Here is a 17822-nt window from a genome sequence, read left to right as displayed (position 1 = left end):
TTAAAAACTATATACATATAAATAAATTACCAGACTTAACCAATAAAAAGTGTGAAGAATATAAACCTCGAGGGTCTGGCCTTGAAATGTGAATGGTTTGATAACCATACAATTGAAAATTCAAAATTCAAGGCTTGACCCTCTATTCCTGTATAATTATAGCTTAACTTAGATGTAGTCTGGCATTCGACAGTATGTGTATCGTTGTTTTTAATGAGGTCTGCTTATCTTCTCTTCACGATTATCAGTTAAGTACTCTTCCCTGACTATGTCATTTTAGAGTTTATTGGGGTGTAGTTATATCACTTGATTCCATAGGCATTTCCTGAGGCTGAGTTGAGTTTACAGGATCATGACTAGAAGGTTTAAATAGAGAAAGGTTAGTCAATGCAGTTCCCTCATAAGTTACCACTGTATCTTGATCATGGGGATTATGATCCAAGGTTTTATCAAAAAGAGCTACTAAGGGGTGATTTGATTTTATAATATTCCAGGCTTTGGGATCTTCATATAAAGCCAGTATCAACCCTGGAAAAGCATTCGCCATCTCACATAATATCGACTTATCCCTATCGAATTGACTTCCAACCAGGTTGAAGGCTATTGCTTGCCGTACCTCGGTATCCATTTTAGCAAATGATCCGACTCTTTTAATTGCATACAAAATGGACATTAGATCTCCAGTATCTATTAAAGCACTTAAGTTCTTAAGTACCGTTGTAAGGTACTCCAGGTGCTTTTCTGGATTATTAAAGGAGGCATGAGCTAAGGATTGTATGAATTTACTTAAATCAGTTCTCGATAAATTTGTGTCGATATAGGTTAAAAGAAGCGAAGTGAGATTATTTGGATCAATGTGTTGCCACATCTCAAAGTCAGACAAAAGAGGAAGTATTTCATCTTTATAATCTCGGGCGTAACTAGAGGAGCTCTTGAGTAATGTATTGAAATCAATAATGGCAGGAGCAAAGTTAACTTTTACTGCTTTTAAGATTAAACCAAGATCAGGATTTTGATTTAAATACACCACTTGGTAATCATTCTGGTACCATGCGATTATTCCATGGTTTTCCTTTGCTGCCAGTTGTAATAATTTGAGTGAGAGTTTATTGAGGTCTGTTTTATGCCATTCTACAACTGCAGCAAAGGCAACAACTGGTAATTGGGTACTCAGTTCATTCAATAGATCGCGCGCTGGATTATCCTCTTCCAGTCTGGAGCGTTGTATTAATTCTTCAATTGCTTGTTTTTGTTCATTTCCGCTTTTTTGCAGTATATCAATCTTAATCTGTATTAAATGCAATTCCTCCTCTTCCCAAAAGTTCTTGTCCAATTCATACTGGTCTAATATGTTCTTGCCTCTCTTGTCTTTAAAAGATAGAAGCGCACGCTCTAAATAAGAACGTGCTTTAACTAATTCTTTTCTATTCAAAAAATACAAAGCCAGATCTTTTTCCATTTCAAAAGTATCTATTTGAAATCTATATTGGCTTGATAAGAAGGTAACCATTTCTTCAGCTGCAAATGGATTACCTTGACTTAGTGCTTGGCGTAAGTAATATGTTCCTTTAATAAAATTTAATTTAATCGCAAATTGTGCATGAGCAAAAAAGCGTTCCTCACTTCTTGTTTTTAAAGCGATGGCATAATAATAGGTCAATTTACCGAATTCAGTTAATAAAATAGGATGTTGCTTTTTTAAAAGCTCTTCAACTTTTTGTTTCAATGGTCCCTCTGTGGTAAAGAAATGTTGATATAACGTGATAAACCCATCTGGATTTCCAGTAACGAAATTTAATAAATCAAAAGAGTTGGGCATGTTTTCATGTTCATTGAGTTTTATGTTCAATGCCTTTAATAATTTGAGATAGACACATGCTTTTAAATTTGATGAGGCAGAAGTTCCACTTAATAGTAAAAAGAGGTACATTAATTCAAGCAAGTTTAAAGACCCAGAACTTTCTTGCTTGCCCTTATCATGGGTAAGTTCTTCTCCGCTTTTCTCAAAGAAATGATGTCCGTGATTGTATAAAAACTGGGTGATTTTAGCCGCAGCTTCAAGATAGAATTTAACTCTAGGGGTAGCCATTTGCTTTATTTGAAACTCAAAAAAAGCATTCATTATCAATTCCAATAGCGAATTGAAATGTTGGAAGTTATACACTTTTTTTAGGCGAGCAATATCTGAGGATACCGCTTTTATTTCCCGAGAACCCTGTTCTATATTGTTGAGGCTTTTTTCCAGATTTAATTTGAGTGAGTTTAAGTCAGCATAGAGTAGCGGAACGTTGCTTTTATCCAATAGTTTGATTTGTCCATTAATCACATCAATACATGTTTGACAATCCAAAGCTGCTCTACGAATATTCTCTACATGTTTTTCTGAAAGTGTATCAAGTGGTGTATCGGTTATAAAATGGGTATTGAATTTATTTTCTTGACCATGGATTAAATTACCTAGTTCAGCAAGTCGTTCTATGTCAAGAGCAGTTAAACTTTCAAATTCTTTAAAAAATAAATCAAGTTGTTGATTCATTTCTTGAGGATTGATTGTTAAAACGTTTATAACTAATACGCAAATAAATTCGGGAGATAAGATATTTATTTTGGATAATATATATAAAAGATCAAATTTTCCATCAAAATTGAATTGAATTACACCAAGAGCAAATTGGATTGCTTTTTTAACTTCTTCGGGATAATCGTTATCGTTATATCCAGTAATCAAAACAGGAGCATCAAAAATATTGCCATGAATGTTATCCCAGTAGGTTATACCTTTGTCACCATCAACCCAAAACCATAAATTATCATTATACACGCCTATTACTGTTGCTGCTCCCATAGGTGTCATGACACGTTGTAAAAAATAGGTGCCAAATTTACTAGTTGCGTCAAGAGTAATATCAAAAGAAAACCGATGTCCGCCTTTAGTAGTTAAAGTGATATTACGAACAGAAATTGTTGTACTTCTTAGGACTTCAAATTGTTTCACGATTACACCTTGATATAATTTTCAGAAGAGAAATTTTGATCGATTAAAAAAATTAATTGATAACCAAAGCAATTAAAAAATAAAAGAATGGTCATTATATGCACAGGATTAACCGATGATAACCCGTAAATTTTACGGGTATTATTGGTTAATTTTTGTTAACAGCGCTCCACTCCCTTTGTTTTAATCTGCCCTGCTATTCGTGATACTTACAATCTAGCCGCGAACAGAGGAGGGTCTTTATGACATAGTCAATGGTACCTAAGGGTTTATATAGCATTTACTTTCGTCACAAATATTTGTACAATTATCGGACAATTGTTTTTGACCAAAGGCACATGAAAAATAATATTGCCATCAGTAACGAGTTCTTGATCCAACGTATCGGTCAGGGTATTAAGTTAATCAAGCCAAACTCGAAGGAGCATCATTTTAAAGAACAATATCGTCACACAGTCGCAGATTTTCTTGAACAACCTTTTAACATTTGGTTTAGTAATACTGAATGTGCTTTTGTTACTTTAAATGATGGATGTGCGAATATATGCGGATTAGAATCTGTGAAAGCATCCGTTGGCAAAAGGCCAGTTGACTTTATGGTTCAGAAACAAGCCGTTATCGCTACCAACCATGATGAACAGATAATGATAAAAAAGAAGTTAGAAATTACTGAATTTGACCTTATTCGCTTTGATGGGTCGTCTCATCAATGTCTTCTCTTCAAACTCCCTTGGTATAATGACGAAAATAAAATAATTGGCACCTTTGGATGCGGAAGCATTATTGGCAAGCATAACTTAGCCGAATTTTTATCTAAATTAATTAGCCTAGATTTATTGAATATCAATGAAACTGGCGTTACTCAAACTAACTTTCCGTCTAAAAATGACTACACATTTCCTTATTTTTCACAACGCGAATCACAATGTTTGCACCTAACTGTCCGAGGTAAACCAGCAAAGCAAGTCGCTATCGAATTGGGAATTTCTCAACGTACGGTTGAAGAGCATCTGAATAATATCAAATTCAAATTAGGTGTTTTCTCCAAAGCAGAATTAATTGATAAGGCACTCAATTATTTTTATGAATTAAATCAATGAATAAAACTGGTGAAATAAGGCCAAAAGACTTGAAAAATCTCGAGGTCAGGCTTTGAAATGTGAATGGTTTAATAACCATACAATTGAAAATTCAAAACTCAAGGCCTGACCCTCTATGTTGTGCACAAGGCCTGATCCTCTATGTTGTGCATCTTTTATTGGGTAAATTAATCTGCATAATTATCGCTGCAGTTATCTGGCATTCATCAGCGCAAAAATAATATTTTACTTTGCCAAAGAATATGGTACTTGAATCAAATTTCTGATCACAGCAATAACTTCGGTTAATGGTTTCTGCTCTAGTTCATTTTTTCTCAAAAAGGCTTTCCACATTGACTCCCTGCTTGGGTCATTAGCAAACTCATCGGTCAGGCCAAAAGGCAGCACTTCAGGAAGAGTCACACCTCGACGAGTAAATGTAGCCTGTATGGCTTTAGCCAAGACTTGATTATCTATCTGCTCATTACTTAATAATACATAAAGATCCAAGTAGTCTTTTAATCGACTATTCGTCATACCCAATAATGCAATAGCATGCAATTTTTCTGCGATTACCGTATAAATTGGATAAGTACGGATCTTAGGGGCAGGAAGATCATTAAGAAGCACAGGGTAATGGGCTTCTATTGGCCCAAACCCCAATAAATCAATATCTTTAGTTGGGCGATGGGGCATGTCATACCATAAGTTAAATAGTAAGGCACCTTTTAACAAAAACTGTTTAGAATATTCTGATTCTCCAATTCGATATAACAAACGCTCTAGACCATAACGAGTCAATACCGCATTAAAATCAGAACCTTCTTTAACAGCTATATTCTTCAAACGTGAGCGTACGGACTCACCAATATTCTAACCACTTCTTCCCGCCATTGATATAAAGTTTTACCTAGAGTCTTTAGTGACTCAAAAGGACTTTCTTTCAGACTGGCAACCAGTTGAAGAAGGAGAGGTATTAAACGCGTACACTGCTTTGCAGTGCGATGTTTCCTCATGAGCAGCCGATGTAATCGTTGTTTAAATAGATAGCCGCAATGACAGGCTGTTGCTGCAAATAACGTTCTCATTTATTTAAGGCTCTTTCCCATTTAAGGGGGGCAGCTATAATCACCCGCAGAACACCTTAACACGCACCCTGTAATTTTCAAAATTTCTAAAACCATAAGCTCTTCACTGAATGAGTTTCATTTTGCGATGAAAGCCTTCTGTGATTCCATTTAGATTTACTAAAACGCCACATTCTGGAAACTCATCTTTCCAAGCCCCCAGTGTCTTACCCAATGAAGCTAAGGCTTTAAATGCACTTTGCTTTAATTCAGTAAGCATGTCTAAGAATGTAGGAATTTTGCGGCCAATTTAGACCAAAATAAATACATCTCATACCATTTGCAAAAATTATGCTTATCTTGCGAAGGGCAATTGTTGATTAACAGGATTGAGCTCAACCAAGGTGATGGGCACCGGAAATCACACAAACCGAAACGATAACCATACATGATTCTAGAGAAAGCAAATAAGATGACCCCGCATGGTTGCAGTAATTTTGCTTTGAGCTATAGTATAAATGCAGTATGAAATGGAATTATTAACACACTCCAGGAGAAGGCAATGTCTGCAGCAACCGAACAATTACTCACCCCACAAAACTGCGTTTTTGTTTTTATTGATCACCAACCGCAAATGTCATTTGGTGTCACCAGCATTGATCGTCAGCTGCTTAAGAATAACGTGGTCGCCATGGCAAAAACCGCCAAATTATTCAATATCCCCACCCTCCTAACCGCGGTCGAAACAGAATCATTCAGTGGTTACATTTGGCCTGAGTTGATGGATGTGCTGCAACAAGACCCCATTGAGCGTACCAGCATGAACAGTTGGGAAGATAAGGTTTTTGTGGATGCGGTAAAAAAAACGGGGCGAAAAAAACTGGTTATTGCAGCACTATGGACAGAAGCCTGTTTAATTTTTCCCACGCTATGTGCTTTGGATGAAGGATATGAGGTCATCATGAATATTGATGCCTCTGGAGGTACATCGAAAGAAGCTCATGACGCCGCGATTCGTCGTTGTGAAAAACATGGTGCCGAGTCAATCTCTACAGTACAGTTAACCCTGGAATTACAACGTGACTGGAGTCGTAAGGAGACTTACGAAGGTATAACCAATATTGTGCGTGATCATTTCGGTGCCTATGGAATGGGTATTGAGTATGCAGCAAGCATGGTGCATGACTACGGGCAACGAGCAAAATATCTCCATAAGGTCATACAATCCCAAAAGAAAGCTTAATTTGTAGTTGCTTAAATTACGGACGGTAATGGAAGCTATTGATCTGGCTATGTTTCAGGAGAAAACTATTATGTCAAAAGGACATCCCGAACTTATCCTTTATCATGGAAAAGTCACAACGTTAGATAAACAAAAATCAGAAGTATCGGCCATTGCTTTATCGGATGGGGTAGTCACGGCGATTGGTAACGATGCAGAAATCCTGAAACTCGCAGGACAAGGAACACAGCAAATCAACCTTCAGGGTAAGCGAGTCATTCCAGGACTTAATGATTCACATCTACATCTTATTCGTGGCGGTCTTAATTATAATATGGAGCTACGCTGGGATGGAGTAGTCAGACTAGCTGATGCACTAATGATATTGAAAGAACAAGCAGAACGAACACCAAATCCACAATGGGTTCGTGTCGTAGGTGGATGGAGCGAGTTCCAATTCAAAGAACGCCGGATGCCAACCCTTGCTGAAATCAACCACGCAGCACCTAACACGCCTGTATTTATTCTGCATTTGTACGACCGCGCGTTGCTCAATGGCGCAGCACTTAAAGCAGCAGGAATTACTCGTGAATCACCTGATCCAATAGGTGGTCGAATTGAACGTGATCAAAAAGGTAATCCAACTGGTATGCTGATTGCTGAACCAAATGCAATGATTCTTTATTCCACCCTAGCTAAAGGTCCCAAACTGCCCTTTGAACATCAAGTTAATTCTACCCGCCATTTCATGCGCGAATTAAACCGCTTAGGGATTACCAGCTGTATTGATGCCGGTGGTGGATTTCAAAACTATCCCGAAGATTATCAAGTGATTGAAAAACTGCATCAAGAAGGTTTAATGACCGTGCGTATTGCCTATAATCTTTTTACTCAAAATCCAGGTAGGGAATTAGCTGATTTTCAACAATGGACTAAACAGATTAGTCCTTATAGTGGCGATGGCTTTTATCGTCACAACGGTGCTGGTGAAATGCTAGTCTTTTCCGCAGCAGATTTTGAAGATTTCTTGCAACCACGTCCGGATATGCCTGGAAAAATGGAAGACGAATTAAAAGATGTAGTACGTTTTCTTGTTGACCAACGTTGGCCCTTCCGATTGCATGCAACCTATAATGAAACCATTGATCGTGCACTAACTGTATTTGAATCAGTAAACAAGGATACAGCATTTGATGGTTTGCGCTGGTTCTTTGATCATGCAGAAACAGTAGATGAACACAATCTGGAACGTATTAAAAAGCTTGGAGGTGGTATTGCAGTACAACACCGCATGGCATTCCAGGGTGAATATTTTGTTGAGCGATATGGCAAGGAAGCAGCACAAAATGCCCCACCCATTCGTAAAATGCTCGATATGGGAATTCCTGTAGGAGGTGGAACTGATGCTACTCGTGTAGCAAGCTACAATCCTTTTGTTTCTCTCTACTGGTTAATTACAGGAAAAACAGTTGGGGGACTTTCGCTATATCATGACAACAATCGGCTAGAACGTGAAGAAGCACTGCGCTTGTGGACGCAAGGTAGTGCCTATAAATCAAATGAAGAAACAGTAAAAGGCGCCTTATCTGTTGGTCAATATGCTGATTTAGCCGTACTCTCCGACGATTTTATGCATGTGGCTGACGAAGCAATTAAAGCGATTACTTCAGTACTCACTGTGGTCGGAGGCAAAATCGTATATGCTGCTGAAGAATTCAAATCCTTTGACCCACCTATGCCTCCACCTTCACCGGAATGGTCCCCTGTAGCACATTATGGTGGCTATGCAGTACCGCATTGGCATGGGTCTTCCTGTATGGTTCATGGACATGATGGAAAATTATCACGCTGGCTCGGATTGAATAAGACAGCCCATCATAGGCCTAATTTTGACAATCCATGGGCACTGGGTTGTGGTTGTTTTGCTTATTAAGTCAGAAAAGGGTGATGACCGAATTTTCATCTTCCACTTTGATTACAAATTGCAGAAGCACTTGAAGCAGTTGGTGATGAAGTTTTTATATTTGAGGGCTATAAAAGGCGTCGTATTGTTTTAAACTCAACTGAATCAAAATCCATAGAACGTTCCAAGCTTACATTAGGTGTTGCCGTTACTAGAGCCAAAAGGCATTGATGGCGCTGTTTGCACTATAGATAGATTCGGCTAGACTACTTTTAATCCACACACACGCACTAATCTATTGAGATTGCAATCTTACCTTTTCTGTTTCCAGCCTCGATTAGATCATGAGCTAACACTATTTCACTTAACTTCATAACACGTTCAATAATAGGCTTTATACCGCCCGCATCGACCACTTTTGCAATTTCAGCAAGCCTTTTCGCGGATTGAGTTGTAAAAACAAAATGGATCTCTGCATTAACTAGCCAGCCACTAATCAAGTTTTGAGGTTCAGATATATCGACAATTGACACTAACCTCCCTGAGGTTGCCAGTAATGAAAGACTATTTTCTATTGTTTTTTGACCCACGGTATCTAGGATAATATCAAAACCAGCGGGATAGTCTTGACGAAGTTCTTGATACAATGACTCTTTGCGATAATCATAACTGACATCAGCTCCTAGCATTTCTACAAAATCTTTGTTATGTAGGCCAGATGTAGTTACAACATGTGCTCCAAAAAATTTTGCAATCTGGATTGCATACACACCGACGCCTCCTGCTCCGCCATGAATGAGAACTTTATCACCCGACTTTAGGCGCCCCCTCTCAATCAAACACTCCCATGCGGTACCAGCGGATAACGGTAACGTAGCAGCTTGTTCGAAAGAAATCGTTTCAGGTTTTTTTGCGACTATGGTTGCTTTCTCGACATGATGCGTTGCATAACTCCCCTCGTTTTCGAGTAGCCTCGGGACATAGAACACCTCATCCCCAATCTGAAAACCATGAACACCTTTTCCAACCTTCTCAATGATACCTGCACAATCAACTCCGAGCCTAGCTGGTAATGTAATCGAATTGTTGTAGTCTCCCCTTCTGGTTTGTATATCGACAGGGTTTACGGAAGCAGCTTTCACTCTGACAAGAACTTCGTCGTAACCTGGATTGGGCGTTGGCTGATCTATAAGCTTCATCACGCTTGAAGGTCCAAATTGTTCAATTATTACAACTTTCATGTTTTTCTCCTAAATTTAAATTATAATTCGAATTCGATTCCTTTGGGATCACTATGGAACGTGCTGGCTGAACTAATTCTAAAAGTGCCAGCTGTTGCAGCTGCTTATATTGAGCAACCACGAGACTTGCCAATCTTATCTCTTCGAGTCGCCTTGCGAGATACTTTTCCGCCTCTTCGAAATTGTCAGGACCAGTGCTTTCGCAAAGTCGTCGTCCGAAGACTTTTTGTCAATACACCAGACGCTGTCACGCTTTTGCAGCCCTGGTGTTCTTTTTCGTCCCATACAGAAATTCAAAATGAACTTGGCATCCTTAAAGCAAGAACACATAAAACTCAGCCTAAAGCCGTCCAATATTATGAAAGAGAATCTACTATATGGAAAGCACAAGACCCAAGTGGGAAAGGTGTTGTCCGTGAATTTTTTATGCCTTATGAATCAGGAATTTTATTAAGATATCTTTTAAAAAACGGTTTATCGCAAGCAATGAAACTTAATATCGCGGAAAATATCATTTTAAAGTTAGATAAGCTGCATCGTAAAGGTATAGAGCACAATGATATTAAGTCAGACAATATAATCAGCGATATACACAATATGGATGTTAAGCTAATTGATTTTGGTAAATCAAAGCCCAATACAAGCATAAGTCAACATTCTAAAGACTTAGCCCAACTTTTGGGCGAAGAGTATCGTCCTGCAATAAATGAAGCTTTAAATTCAAAAAAACCACTAAAACAACTCGCCTCATATGTTGACCTTTCAGATATTGATACTAATAATCCCAATAACTTGAAAGATCGATATATGAATCTATTGCATGCTAATAAAATTTCCGCTGCATCCATTTCACTTCGATTTCTTTAAAGATATAAGAGGAATCAGAAAAATTATTAGAAAGATGATATTCAAAACAATATTCATAGGCAAATCAGATACATAGGATCCTATAGAGTCCGTAAGAAACCAAACAATTATTCCGGATAATAGGGCATTGCGAATAAATTGATTAAATACAGATGGATGAACCAGATAAAACATCATCCATCCCCAGCCAATCATGACTCCACCTAAAACAGCACTGAGGGTCCGGGCCACTGCACTAAACTGGATATCAGATTGAAACCCACTCAGAGCATTAAACAAATAACGCCATAAAAAATCTGTATCGGGATAACTTGCAAGCAAGCTTATCAGTCCTGTTACCATGGTTAAAACGCAGGCACACCTAAGCCAATAATGATAGAGATGTTGTTTCATAATAGTTCCATATTGAGTAATTTATTTCCATATATCCACATCTTAATTTTATCATTTTTTGATTGGAGCTAATTTTTTATTTGGCTTAATGTGTACGTCGTGTTGCATCACATTAAAAGGTAACCTTGTAAAAATTTAAACAAGTCTAAAAATTTAGGGGTCAAGTCTTTTGATTAAGGGTAAATTGAAAACTAATACGATAATCAAAAGATTTGACCCCTGTTCTCACTGCCAATAGTCAGATAATAGGATAATAGCAACCCGCCTTTGAATATGAATTTATCAGAATATTCAGAACGAGAAAGTCTGGCTAAAAATCGCTCTAGAAGTAATAGCTTCCAAACTTCATTAAAATTTTTACCTTTTTCTTTGCCAATATGTTTTAAGCGTGCTTTTAAGGCTTGTTCATTCATGTTGTCACCGTCAAAATATAAGGCTCAAGATTAAGTCCAAATTGTCTCGCATACTGCTGAAGTTTTTTAATATCCAATTTTTTGAATGCTCTACCACTCACTGCAGCTTTAAGCGCTTTAATGGCAATTTCTTTACTGAGATAACGAAAAGCGTCTATTATTGTTCTTTCTCTGTCAAAAATGACTACTGTTTCTCGTCCTACTGTATACAGTGTTTTACCTGTTTCCATATCACGCATTCTAACAATACGAGTATGCTCTCGTTTTGGCGCCGTAGTAGAATGAGGAACAGCTATCCAATGTTCTCGAGGCATTTCATCCGTCAGTTCATACAGAGCCAAAGCTGAAACGAGACAGACCACACCTTGCGGTATACTTTTGGTGATAATAATCAGATCTTCCCATTGAAAATCCGCATCAACAGAGGATTCTACCCCCCGATAAACACCATGACCAATGCGTTCAATCCGATTAGTTTTAACATAATAGCTGAGTCGGCTGGGGTGAATACGTGCTTCACGTGCCTCTGCGGCGTAAACGACTGGTCTTGCAAACTGATCTTTCAATGTAAGTTCATTATTTAGTTTCATACCTATAATTTTAATATTAAAACCCAATAACGGGTTTCAATATTAAAAAAATCCCGTAAAAATCCATTGTGAGAGTTTGCGTATTTGAGTACGACAGACCATGGATTGTTTTTATTAAAGATAAATCTTGGCTACCCTTTGTGAAAATGATTAAACGAAGCGATAATTATCTTTATTAAACTGCAAGAGCGATTTTTGCTTTTGGTAATGTATTGATTTAACCAAAACGATTTCTCGCTCGCCTTCAATTTCACGTTGCTGTGGCTCTATATGAATCACGTGGGCGAAATATCTACTGATTGAACATCCGCCAGCAATATAATCCAGAGATTCAAAATTAATTTCTTGATTGACTTGGCTGAGTATTAATACTCTCAAAGTATGCTGTTGAGCAATTAATTTCAATTCACGCACAAAATCATGGTATGGATCTATTTCTCTATGGGATACAATGGCTTGTAAATAGTCAATAATTAATAAAGAACCAGGTTTATCTTTTTTAATTTTTTCTATTAAAGTATTTTGATCAAAACAATTTACTTCTACCTCCATATATTGTTCTTGTTGCAAATCACACTCTAAATTTTGACATGAAATTTTATTTAAACGCTCAAAAATGAAGGATGCATTAACATGCATAGAGTAATATTTAACTGGTAATTTTATTTGTGCTGCATACAAAGCCAGATTAAGAGCAAAAGAGAGTTTTCCTGCACCCTCAGCCGCGGATAGCAATAACATTTCTCCAGGAAGAAATGATTGCCAAATGGATTCAACATTATTCATGCGCACTGATTTAAAATATTTATGCAGCAAAATCCAATGAGTAAATCCGTATTCATTGGCAACAAGATCAAGCGCTTGGCTTAGTGGAATATTCTTCGTTGAAGCTATTTTTTTTGCTGATAATTTAAGGGATTTTATTGAAGGAATACTTTTAGAAAAAGATATCATTTCGATCCTCATATTAGCGAAAAATAAACACTCCCTTCCTAATATTTATTTTTCTAAATATAAAAATCGAATTTCCTACTCTCTAAGAGTTTTGCACTGGAAGGGGGCTCGCTCAGGAAAAGCGTTATTGTCTAAGTTATAAAAAATAGTTTTACTTGTCAAATAAAAAGAAAAATTGCGCTAAATGCATGAGAACAGCACCAGGCAGAATAAAACTTGACACAAAGATCACTTGATCAAATCAAATAATTCTACTATTCTAGAATTATGGACATAAAAGAATCTCTAAAAATATTTGACACCCTATCACAAGAAACCCGTTTACAAGTATTTCGACTACTTGTTCAAGCTGGGCCTGAAGGGTTATCAGCAAGCGCAATTGGTGATGAATTGGGTATTTTACACAATACCTTGTCATTTCATTTAAGCCATTTATCGAATGCTGGACTTGTAAACTCATGCCGTAAGGGGCGTTATGTTTTTTATTCAGCTAATTTTGAATTAATGCGCGATTTTATCGCCTTTATGGTTCAGGATTGCTGCAGTAAACAACAAGTCAAAATTCAACAACCTGATACACAAAATTGTCTGGTTATTGAATTAAATAGTTGTTGTCCTTCTACTAAGGAGTAAATCATGAAACGTTTTCATATTCATATTGGCGTGAATAACCTCGCTGATAGCATCCGTTTCTATAATGCTTTGTTTGGAGCCAAGCCTGTCAAAGAGAAATCGGATTATGCCAAATGGATGTTGGACGATCCGCGCATCAATTTTGCAATCTCAACACGTGCTGGCAAGCGTGGGGTAGAACACTTGGGTATTCAAGTAGATGATGCCGCTGAATTAGAGACATTAAGAAAACAATTTTCAGAAGCCAATATTTCAACTCATAGCGATGGTGAAACAACCTGTTGCTATGCTAAATCAGAAAAATCATGGGTCAATGATCCAAGTGGAATTGCATGGGAAGCCTATCATACTATGGAAGATGCCCAATTTTTTTCTGGTGGAACAGCAACAGAAAGCTCTTGTTGCATGCCAGAAAAAAGCACAGCAACCTCTTGCTGTGATACAAAAACAACTGGATGTTGTGGCTGATGAATACCCAACCGATAAGATTATTATTTCTTTGTACTGGTAATTCCTGTCGGTCTATTATGGCTGAAGCTATAACCAATCATTACTCCAATGGACGCTATCTGGCTTTCAGTGCAGGTAGCGATCCGACTGGAAGCGTACATCCCAAAGCAGCAGAAACACTTGCCAATCATGGTATAAAACCAAATGCGCCTCGTAGTAAATCCTGGAATGAATTTAAGTCAGAGTCTATTGATTTAGTGATTACAGTATGTGACCAGGCAGCTCGCGAAAATTGTCCCATTTTCCCTAGGCATCCCAAAAAACTCCATTGGAGTATTCCTGATCCAGCTAAAATAAAAGACTCTGAAATTCAAATTAATACCGCATTTGAAGAAGTATTTAGGCAACTGAAACAACGGATAGAAAAGGAGTTGCTGTCATGAGCACGTGCAGCACCAGACGTCTTTCTTTTTTAGACAGGTATTTAACATTCTGGATTTTCCTAACCATGGTCACAGGTGTTGGGATCGGTTCACTCTTTACTGGAGCACCACAATTTATCAATTCCTTGTCTATTGGTTCCACCAATATTCCCATTGCGCTCGGGCTGATTTTAATGATGTACCCTCCCTTGGCTCGGGTGAAATATGAAGAATTACCGCTGGTATTTAAAGATTGGCGCATTCTGTTGTTGTCTTTAATTCAAAATTGGCTTATTGGTCCATTTCTCATGTTTGGGCTTGCTGTATTGTTCTTGCATGGTTATCCCGAATACATGACGGGACTTATTCTCATTGGTTTGGCACGGTGCATTGCCATGGTGATTGTCTGGAATCAGCTTGCTGAGGGAGATAATCAGTATGTTGCAGCCTTGGTGGCCTTTAACAGCATTTTTCAACTGTTGTTTTTTAGTATCTATGCCTGGTTCTTTCTCTCAGTCCTACCACCACTAGTGGGCTTAGCTGGGCAAATAGTTCATATCAATTTCATGACTATTGCAGAAAGTGTCTTTATTTATCTTGGGATTCCCTTTTTTGCTGGATTTCTGACTCGCTTTGTATTGATAAAGCAAAAAGGGCTGTATTGGTATGAAACCAATTTTTTACCAAAAATTTCTCCTATCACCCTGGTTGCCCTGCTGTTTACAATTCTGGCGATGTTTTCTTTGAAAGGATCTATGGTTTTACAACTTCCATTTGATGTAATTCGCATTGCTATTCCACTGACGATTTATTTTGTAATTATGTTTTTTATCAGTTTTGTAATGGGAAAAGTTATAGGTGCGAACTACGAAAAAACAACAGCTACTTCATTCACCGCAGCAAGCAATAATTTTGAATTGGCTATTGCTGTAGCAATTGGCACGTTCGGACTCAACTCTGCCATTGCTTTTACAACAGTCATTGGCCCATTGGTTGAAGTACCCGTTCTTATTTTACTTGTGAATGTTGCATTTTGGTTAAGAAAACGTTTGTTTTCAGAACAATCAATTTAGAACGTATGATGAATATTGGTTTTTTATCGCAACTTGTTACTCTTTTATCTGATTGGATATATTAATACGGTCGTCATTGTTATGCCGATTCTTCTTTTTATGATGGGTTCAAGTTTGGTCTTTCCCAACTCATCTGCAGGTGCACTTACACCTTTTCCTAAAATAGCGGGAACAGCAGGAGCTTTATTTGGTTTTATGCAAATTTTGGGAGGAGCAGGTTCAAGCAGTCTGGTTGCACTCTCTCAGGACCAGAATCAACTACCAATTGCAATACCTTTCATTATGACTGCATTGCTATCAATACTTATTTTTCACTTCTTTAAACATAATAATTAAGTGGCTTTATAATAGTAATCCCATTGTTCTGATTGCCTTTCCATTTATTAATATAGGGGGTAAAGTAGAGGATGTCTTTCCTAGGATTTATGTAATCTTCTCTAAATTTAGAAGTTTCTAATCTAAAATAAAAATTTGTATCAGTCTCAAACACAAAGTACACTTACTTTTTTAGTCACTTGTAAAATAAATTCATGAAAAAATCGGATTCCTTTTATAACTTAGAAACCATAGGAGGCATTTTATTATTTATTGCTGCAGTACTTGCAATAATTGTTGCTAACTCCCCTTATCGTATTGGTTATGAACATTTTTTAAGTATTAGTGGCAATGTCTCTGTTGGAAGCCTGTCTATAAAAAAACCGCTCCTTTTATGGGTTAATGATGGATTAATGGCGATATATTTCTTATTGATAGGACTTGAAATAAAACGGGAAATTAATCGCGGAATTTTAAGTAACAAAACAAATCTTTTAGTTCCTGCCCTTACGGCATTAAGCGGATTGATATTTCCTGCATTAATCTTTGTTTTCTTTAATGCTCATAATCCAGTGTACCTTAAAGGGTGGGCTATCCCCACCGCCACCGACATTGCCTTTACCTTAGGCATTGTGTCTCTTTTAGGCACCCGCGTTCCTTTTTCACTTAAAATTTTACTCACCGCAATCGCTATTTTTGATGATATTGCAGCCATTATTATTATTGCATTATTTTATACCGAGAACTTATCGTTACTCTCGCTTTCACTCGCTTTATTGTTTACTTTGATTTTGATTGGCTTAAATTATTTCAAATGTCGTCATATCTCGGTCTTCATGCTTTTTGGAGCCGCTTTGTGGATTGCGGTATTAAAATCAGGAGTTCATGCCACCCTTGCCGGGATTGTGATTGCCATGACGATTCCTGATGAGGGGAAACAATCCATGCTGTCTCGTTTGGAAGATGGACTACATCATTGGGTTGTCTTTTTAATTCTTCCTCTGTTCGCATTTGCTAATGCAGGCGTTACCTTTATTGGACTTGATTTATCAATGTTTACTCATCCTATCGTGCTGGGAGTTGGCTTAGGATTGTTTCTTGGAAAACAATTCGGCATCTTCATCTCTTTAGGTTATTTTGTTAAATTCAAGCAAATTCTAAAAACGGATAAGGTGAACCTGACTCAAGTCTATGGCATTGCACTCATTTGTGGCGTTGGCTTTACCATGAGTCTTTTTATTGGCACTTTAGCGTACCAAAATAATGATTCAAGTTTAATGCCTATGGTTAAAATTGGGGTGGTTCTTGGTTCTTTTATATCAGGATTAGCGGGATTTTTAATGCTAAAAAAGGCATCCATCAAACGTTAGCTGTAAAGTACTTTTTTATACGGACAAACTGATTTGATTAAGGAAGATAATCATGGAGAAAAAGATAGCAATTGTTACTGGTGGTACTGGCGGGATTGGGACCGCAATTTGTCAACGCTTAGCAACGGACTATTGTGTCATTGCCTGCTACTTCAAAAATGGCAATCATGAAGAGGCCATTCAATGGCAAAAAGCACAACAAAAAGCAGGGTTTGAGATTGATATACTGTATGCGGATATTTCACAGTTTAATGATTGTGAACAGCTGGTTTCACTGATTATGGAGCGCTATGGTCAAATCGATGTCCTGGTCAACAATGCAGGGGTGACCCAAGATTCCAGTTTAAAAAAGATGATGCCAGAGCAGTGGCAATCTGTATTGGATGCGAATTTAACCAGTGTATTTAACATGACACGCAATACCTTACCCGCAATGCTTGAAAAAGGATATGGACGGATTATCTCCATTTCCTCCATTAACGGACGTAAAGGTCAGTTTGGACAATGTAATTACGCAGCGACTAAAGCGGCTTTATTTGGCTTTACCAAAAGCTTGGCGCTTGAGGTAGCCAGCAAGGGCATTACGGTAAACACCATCTCCCCTGGCTATATTGAAACCCCCATGCTGAGCACCATGCGAGAAGAGGTATTAAATACTATAATTTCAGCAATACCGGTTGGGCGTTTAGGCCTCCCACAAGATGTTGCAGAAACCGTTGTCTTTTTAGCATCCCCTGCTTCAGGTTTTATCACCGGGGCCAATCTGGATGTGAATGGCGGCCAGTACATGTAAGAGGCTCAAAAGCAATGCTTCAAACACGACGCTGAATCGTTG

19 protein-coding genes and 1 pseudogene are annotated in these 17822 nt (G+C 37.8%); 11 read left to right on the top strand and 9 right to left on the bottom strand.

What is annotated here, in order from left to right:
• Positions 1-283: 283 nt before the first annotated feature.
• Positions 284-2995 (bottom strand): hypothetical protein, encoded by a 2712-nt coding sequence (locus LXO92_RS05225; protein WP_232890510.1) that lies wholly within the window; start codon positions 2993-2995, stop codon positions 284-286.
• 338 nt (positions 2996-3333) lie between these two features.
• Here LXO92_RS05225 and LXO92_RS05220 point away from each other — a divergent pair, with 338 nt between their 5' ends.
• Positions 3334-4095, top strand: coding sequence for a helix-turn-helix domain-containing protein (locus tag LXO92_RS05220; protein ID WP_182351656.1), 762 nt, complete (start codon positions 3334-3336; stop codon positions 4093-4095).
• Between the two features lie 225 nt (positions 4096-4320).
• Here the strand turns inward: LXO92_RS05220 and LXO92_RS05215 are convergent, their stop codons facing one another.
• From LXO92_RS05215 to LXO92_RS05205, 3 genes and pseudogenes are all read right to left on the bottom strand, one after another.
• On the bottom strand, positions 4321-4920 hold the full coding sequence (locus LXO92_RS05215) for a nucleotidyl transferase AbiEii/AbiGii toxin family protein (protein WP_232890509.1): 600 nt from the start codon (positions 4918-4920) through the stop codon (positions 4321-4323).
• Between the two features lie 23 nt (positions 4921-4943).
• Positions 4944-5158, bottom strand: a pseudogene (locus LXO92_RS05210) (ISL3 family transposase); the annotation flags it as partial.
• A 107-nt stretch (positions 5159-5265) separates the two neighbouring features.
• The gene (locus tag LXO92_RS05205) at positions 5266-5421 is read right to left on the bottom strand and encodes a hypothetical protein (RefSeq protein WP_370529177.1); all 156 of its coding nucleotides are present in this window, start codon (positions 5419-5421) and stop codon (positions 5266-5268) included.
• A 282-nt stretch (positions 5422-5703) separates the two neighbouring features.
• On the opposite strand from LXO92_RS05205, the gene LXO92_RS05200 reads away from it, so the two are divergent.
• Positions 5704-6384: a hydrolase gene (locus LXO92_RS05200; protein WP_182351655.1), complete on the top strand. Its 681-nt coding sequence runs from the start codon at positions 5704-5706 to the stop codon at positions 6382-6384.
• A 70-nt stretch (positions 6385-6454) separates the two neighbouring features.
• On the top strand, positions 6455-8296 hold the full coding sequence (locus tag LXO92_RS05195) for an amidohydrolase (protein ID WP_232890508.1): 1842 nt from the start codon (positions 6455-6457) through the stop codon (positions 8294-8296).
• 260 nt (positions 8297-8556) lie between these two features.
• Here LXO92_RS05195 and LXO92_RS05190 read toward each other — a convergent pair whose 3' ends face one another.
• Entirely contained in the window at positions 8557-9507 is a 951-nt protein-coding gene (locus tag LXO92_RS05190) for a zinc-binding dehydrogenase (RefSeq protein ID WP_232890507.1), read from the bottom strand.
• A 60-nt stretch (positions 9508-9567) separates the two neighbouring features.
• Between LXO92_RS05190 and LXO92_RS05185 the strand changes: the two genes are divergently transcribed.
• Positions 9568-10374, top strand: a complete 807-nt coding sequence (locus LXO92_RS05185) for a protein kinase domain-containing protein (protein ID WP_232890506.1) — start codon at positions 9568-9570, stop codon at positions 10372-10374.
• Here the strand turns inward: LXO92_RS05185 and LXO92_RS05180 are convergent.
• The 4 genes from LXO92_RS05180 to LXO92_RS05165 all read right to left on the bottom strand — a co-directional run bounded on the left by LXO92_RS05180 (position 10357) and on the right by LXO92_RS05165 (position 12724).
• Entirely contained in the window at positions 10357-10767 is a 411-nt protein-coding gene (locus LXO92_RS05180; protein WP_182351652.1) for a hypothetical protein, read from the bottom strand. The genes LXO92_RS05185 and LXO92_RS05180 overlap by 18 nt on opposite strands.
• 203 nt (positions 10768-10970) lie before the next feature.
• Positions 10971-11180, bottom strand: coding sequence for a nucleotidyl transferase AbiEii/AbiGii toxin family protein (locus LXO92_RS05175; protein ID WP_182351651.1), 210 nt, complete (start codon positions 11178-11180; stop codon positions 10971-10973).
• Positions 11177-11770, bottom strand: coding sequence for a type IV toxin-antitoxin system AbiEi family antitoxin domain-containing protein (locus tag LXO92_RS05170; protein ID WP_232890505.1), 594 nt, complete (start codon positions 11768-11770; stop codon positions 11177-11179). The genes LXO92_RS05175 and LXO92_RS05170 overlap by 4 nt, the downstream gene beginning before the upstream one ends.
• A 150-nt stretch (positions 11771-11920) precedes the next feature.
• The gene (locus LXO92_RS05165) at positions 11921-12724 is read right to left on the bottom strand and encodes a P-loop NTPase family protein (protein ID WP_182351649.1); all 804 of its coding nucleotides are present in this window, start codon (positions 12722-12724) and stop codon (positions 11921-11923) included.
• Between the two features lie 267 nt (positions 12725-12991).
• Here LXO92_RS05165 and LXO92_RS05160 point away from each other — a divergent pair, with 267 nt between their 5' ends.
• The 7 genes from LXO92_RS05160 to phbB all read left to right on the top strand — a co-directional run bounded on the left by LXO92_RS05160 (position 12992) and on the right by phbB (position 17780).
• A complete protein-coding gene (locus LXO92_RS05160) occupies positions 12992-13357 on the top strand; it encodes an ArsR/SmtB family transcription factor (RefSeq protein WP_182351648.1) in 366 nt (121 codons plus the stop codon).
• Positions 13358-13360: 3 nt separating this feature from the next.
• Positions 13361-13825, top strand: a complete 465-nt coding sequence (locus tag LXO92_RS05155; protein ID WP_182351647.1) for an ArsI/CadI family heavy metal resistance metalloenzyme — start codon at positions 13361-13363, stop codon at positions 13823-13825.
• Positions 13813-14250, top strand: a complete 438-nt coding sequence (locus LXO92_RS05150; protein ID WP_340162998.1) for an arsenate reductase ArsC — start codon at positions 13813-13815, stop codon at positions 14248-14250. Before LXO92_RS05155 ends, LXO92_RS05150 begins: the two co-directional genes overlap by 13 nt.
• The gene (arsB, locus tag LXO92_RS05145; protein ID WP_182351645.1) at positions 14247-15302 is read left to right on the top strand and encodes an ACR3 family arsenite efflux transporter; all 1056 of its coding nucleotides are present in this window, start codon (positions 14247-14249) and stop codon (positions 15300-15302) included. Before LXO92_RS05150 ends, arsB begins: the two co-directional genes overlap by 4 nt.
• 15 nt (positions 15303-15317) lie before the next feature.
• Positions 15318-15638, top strand: a complete 321-nt coding sequence (locus tag LXO92_RS05140) for an MFS transporter (RefSeq protein ID WP_182351644.1) — start codon at positions 15318-15320, stop codon at positions 15636-15638.
• A 194-nt stretch (positions 15639-15832) separates the two neighbouring features.
• The gene (nhaA, locus tag LXO92_RS05135) at positions 15833-16987 is read left to right on the top strand and encodes a Na+/H+ antiporter NhaA (RefSeq protein WP_182351643.1); all 1155 of its coding nucleotides are present in this window, start codon (positions 15833-15835) and stop codon (positions 16985-16987) included.
• 52 nt (positions 16988-17039) lie between these two features.
• Positions 17040-17780, top strand: a complete 741-nt coding sequence (gene phbB, locus LXO92_RS05130; protein ID WP_182351642.1) for an acetoacetyl-CoA reductase — start codon at positions 17040-17042, stop codon at positions 17778-17780.
• The last annotated feature ends 42 nt before the right edge of the window (positions 17781-17822 follow it).

Origin of the sequence: Legionella resiliens (assembly GCF_021344005.1) — a bacterium.
GTDB lineage: Bacteria > Pseudomonadota > Gammaproteobacteria > Legionellales > Legionellaceae > Legionella > Legionella resiliens.
This window is presented reverse-complemented; position numbering and strand designations above follow the sequence as displayed.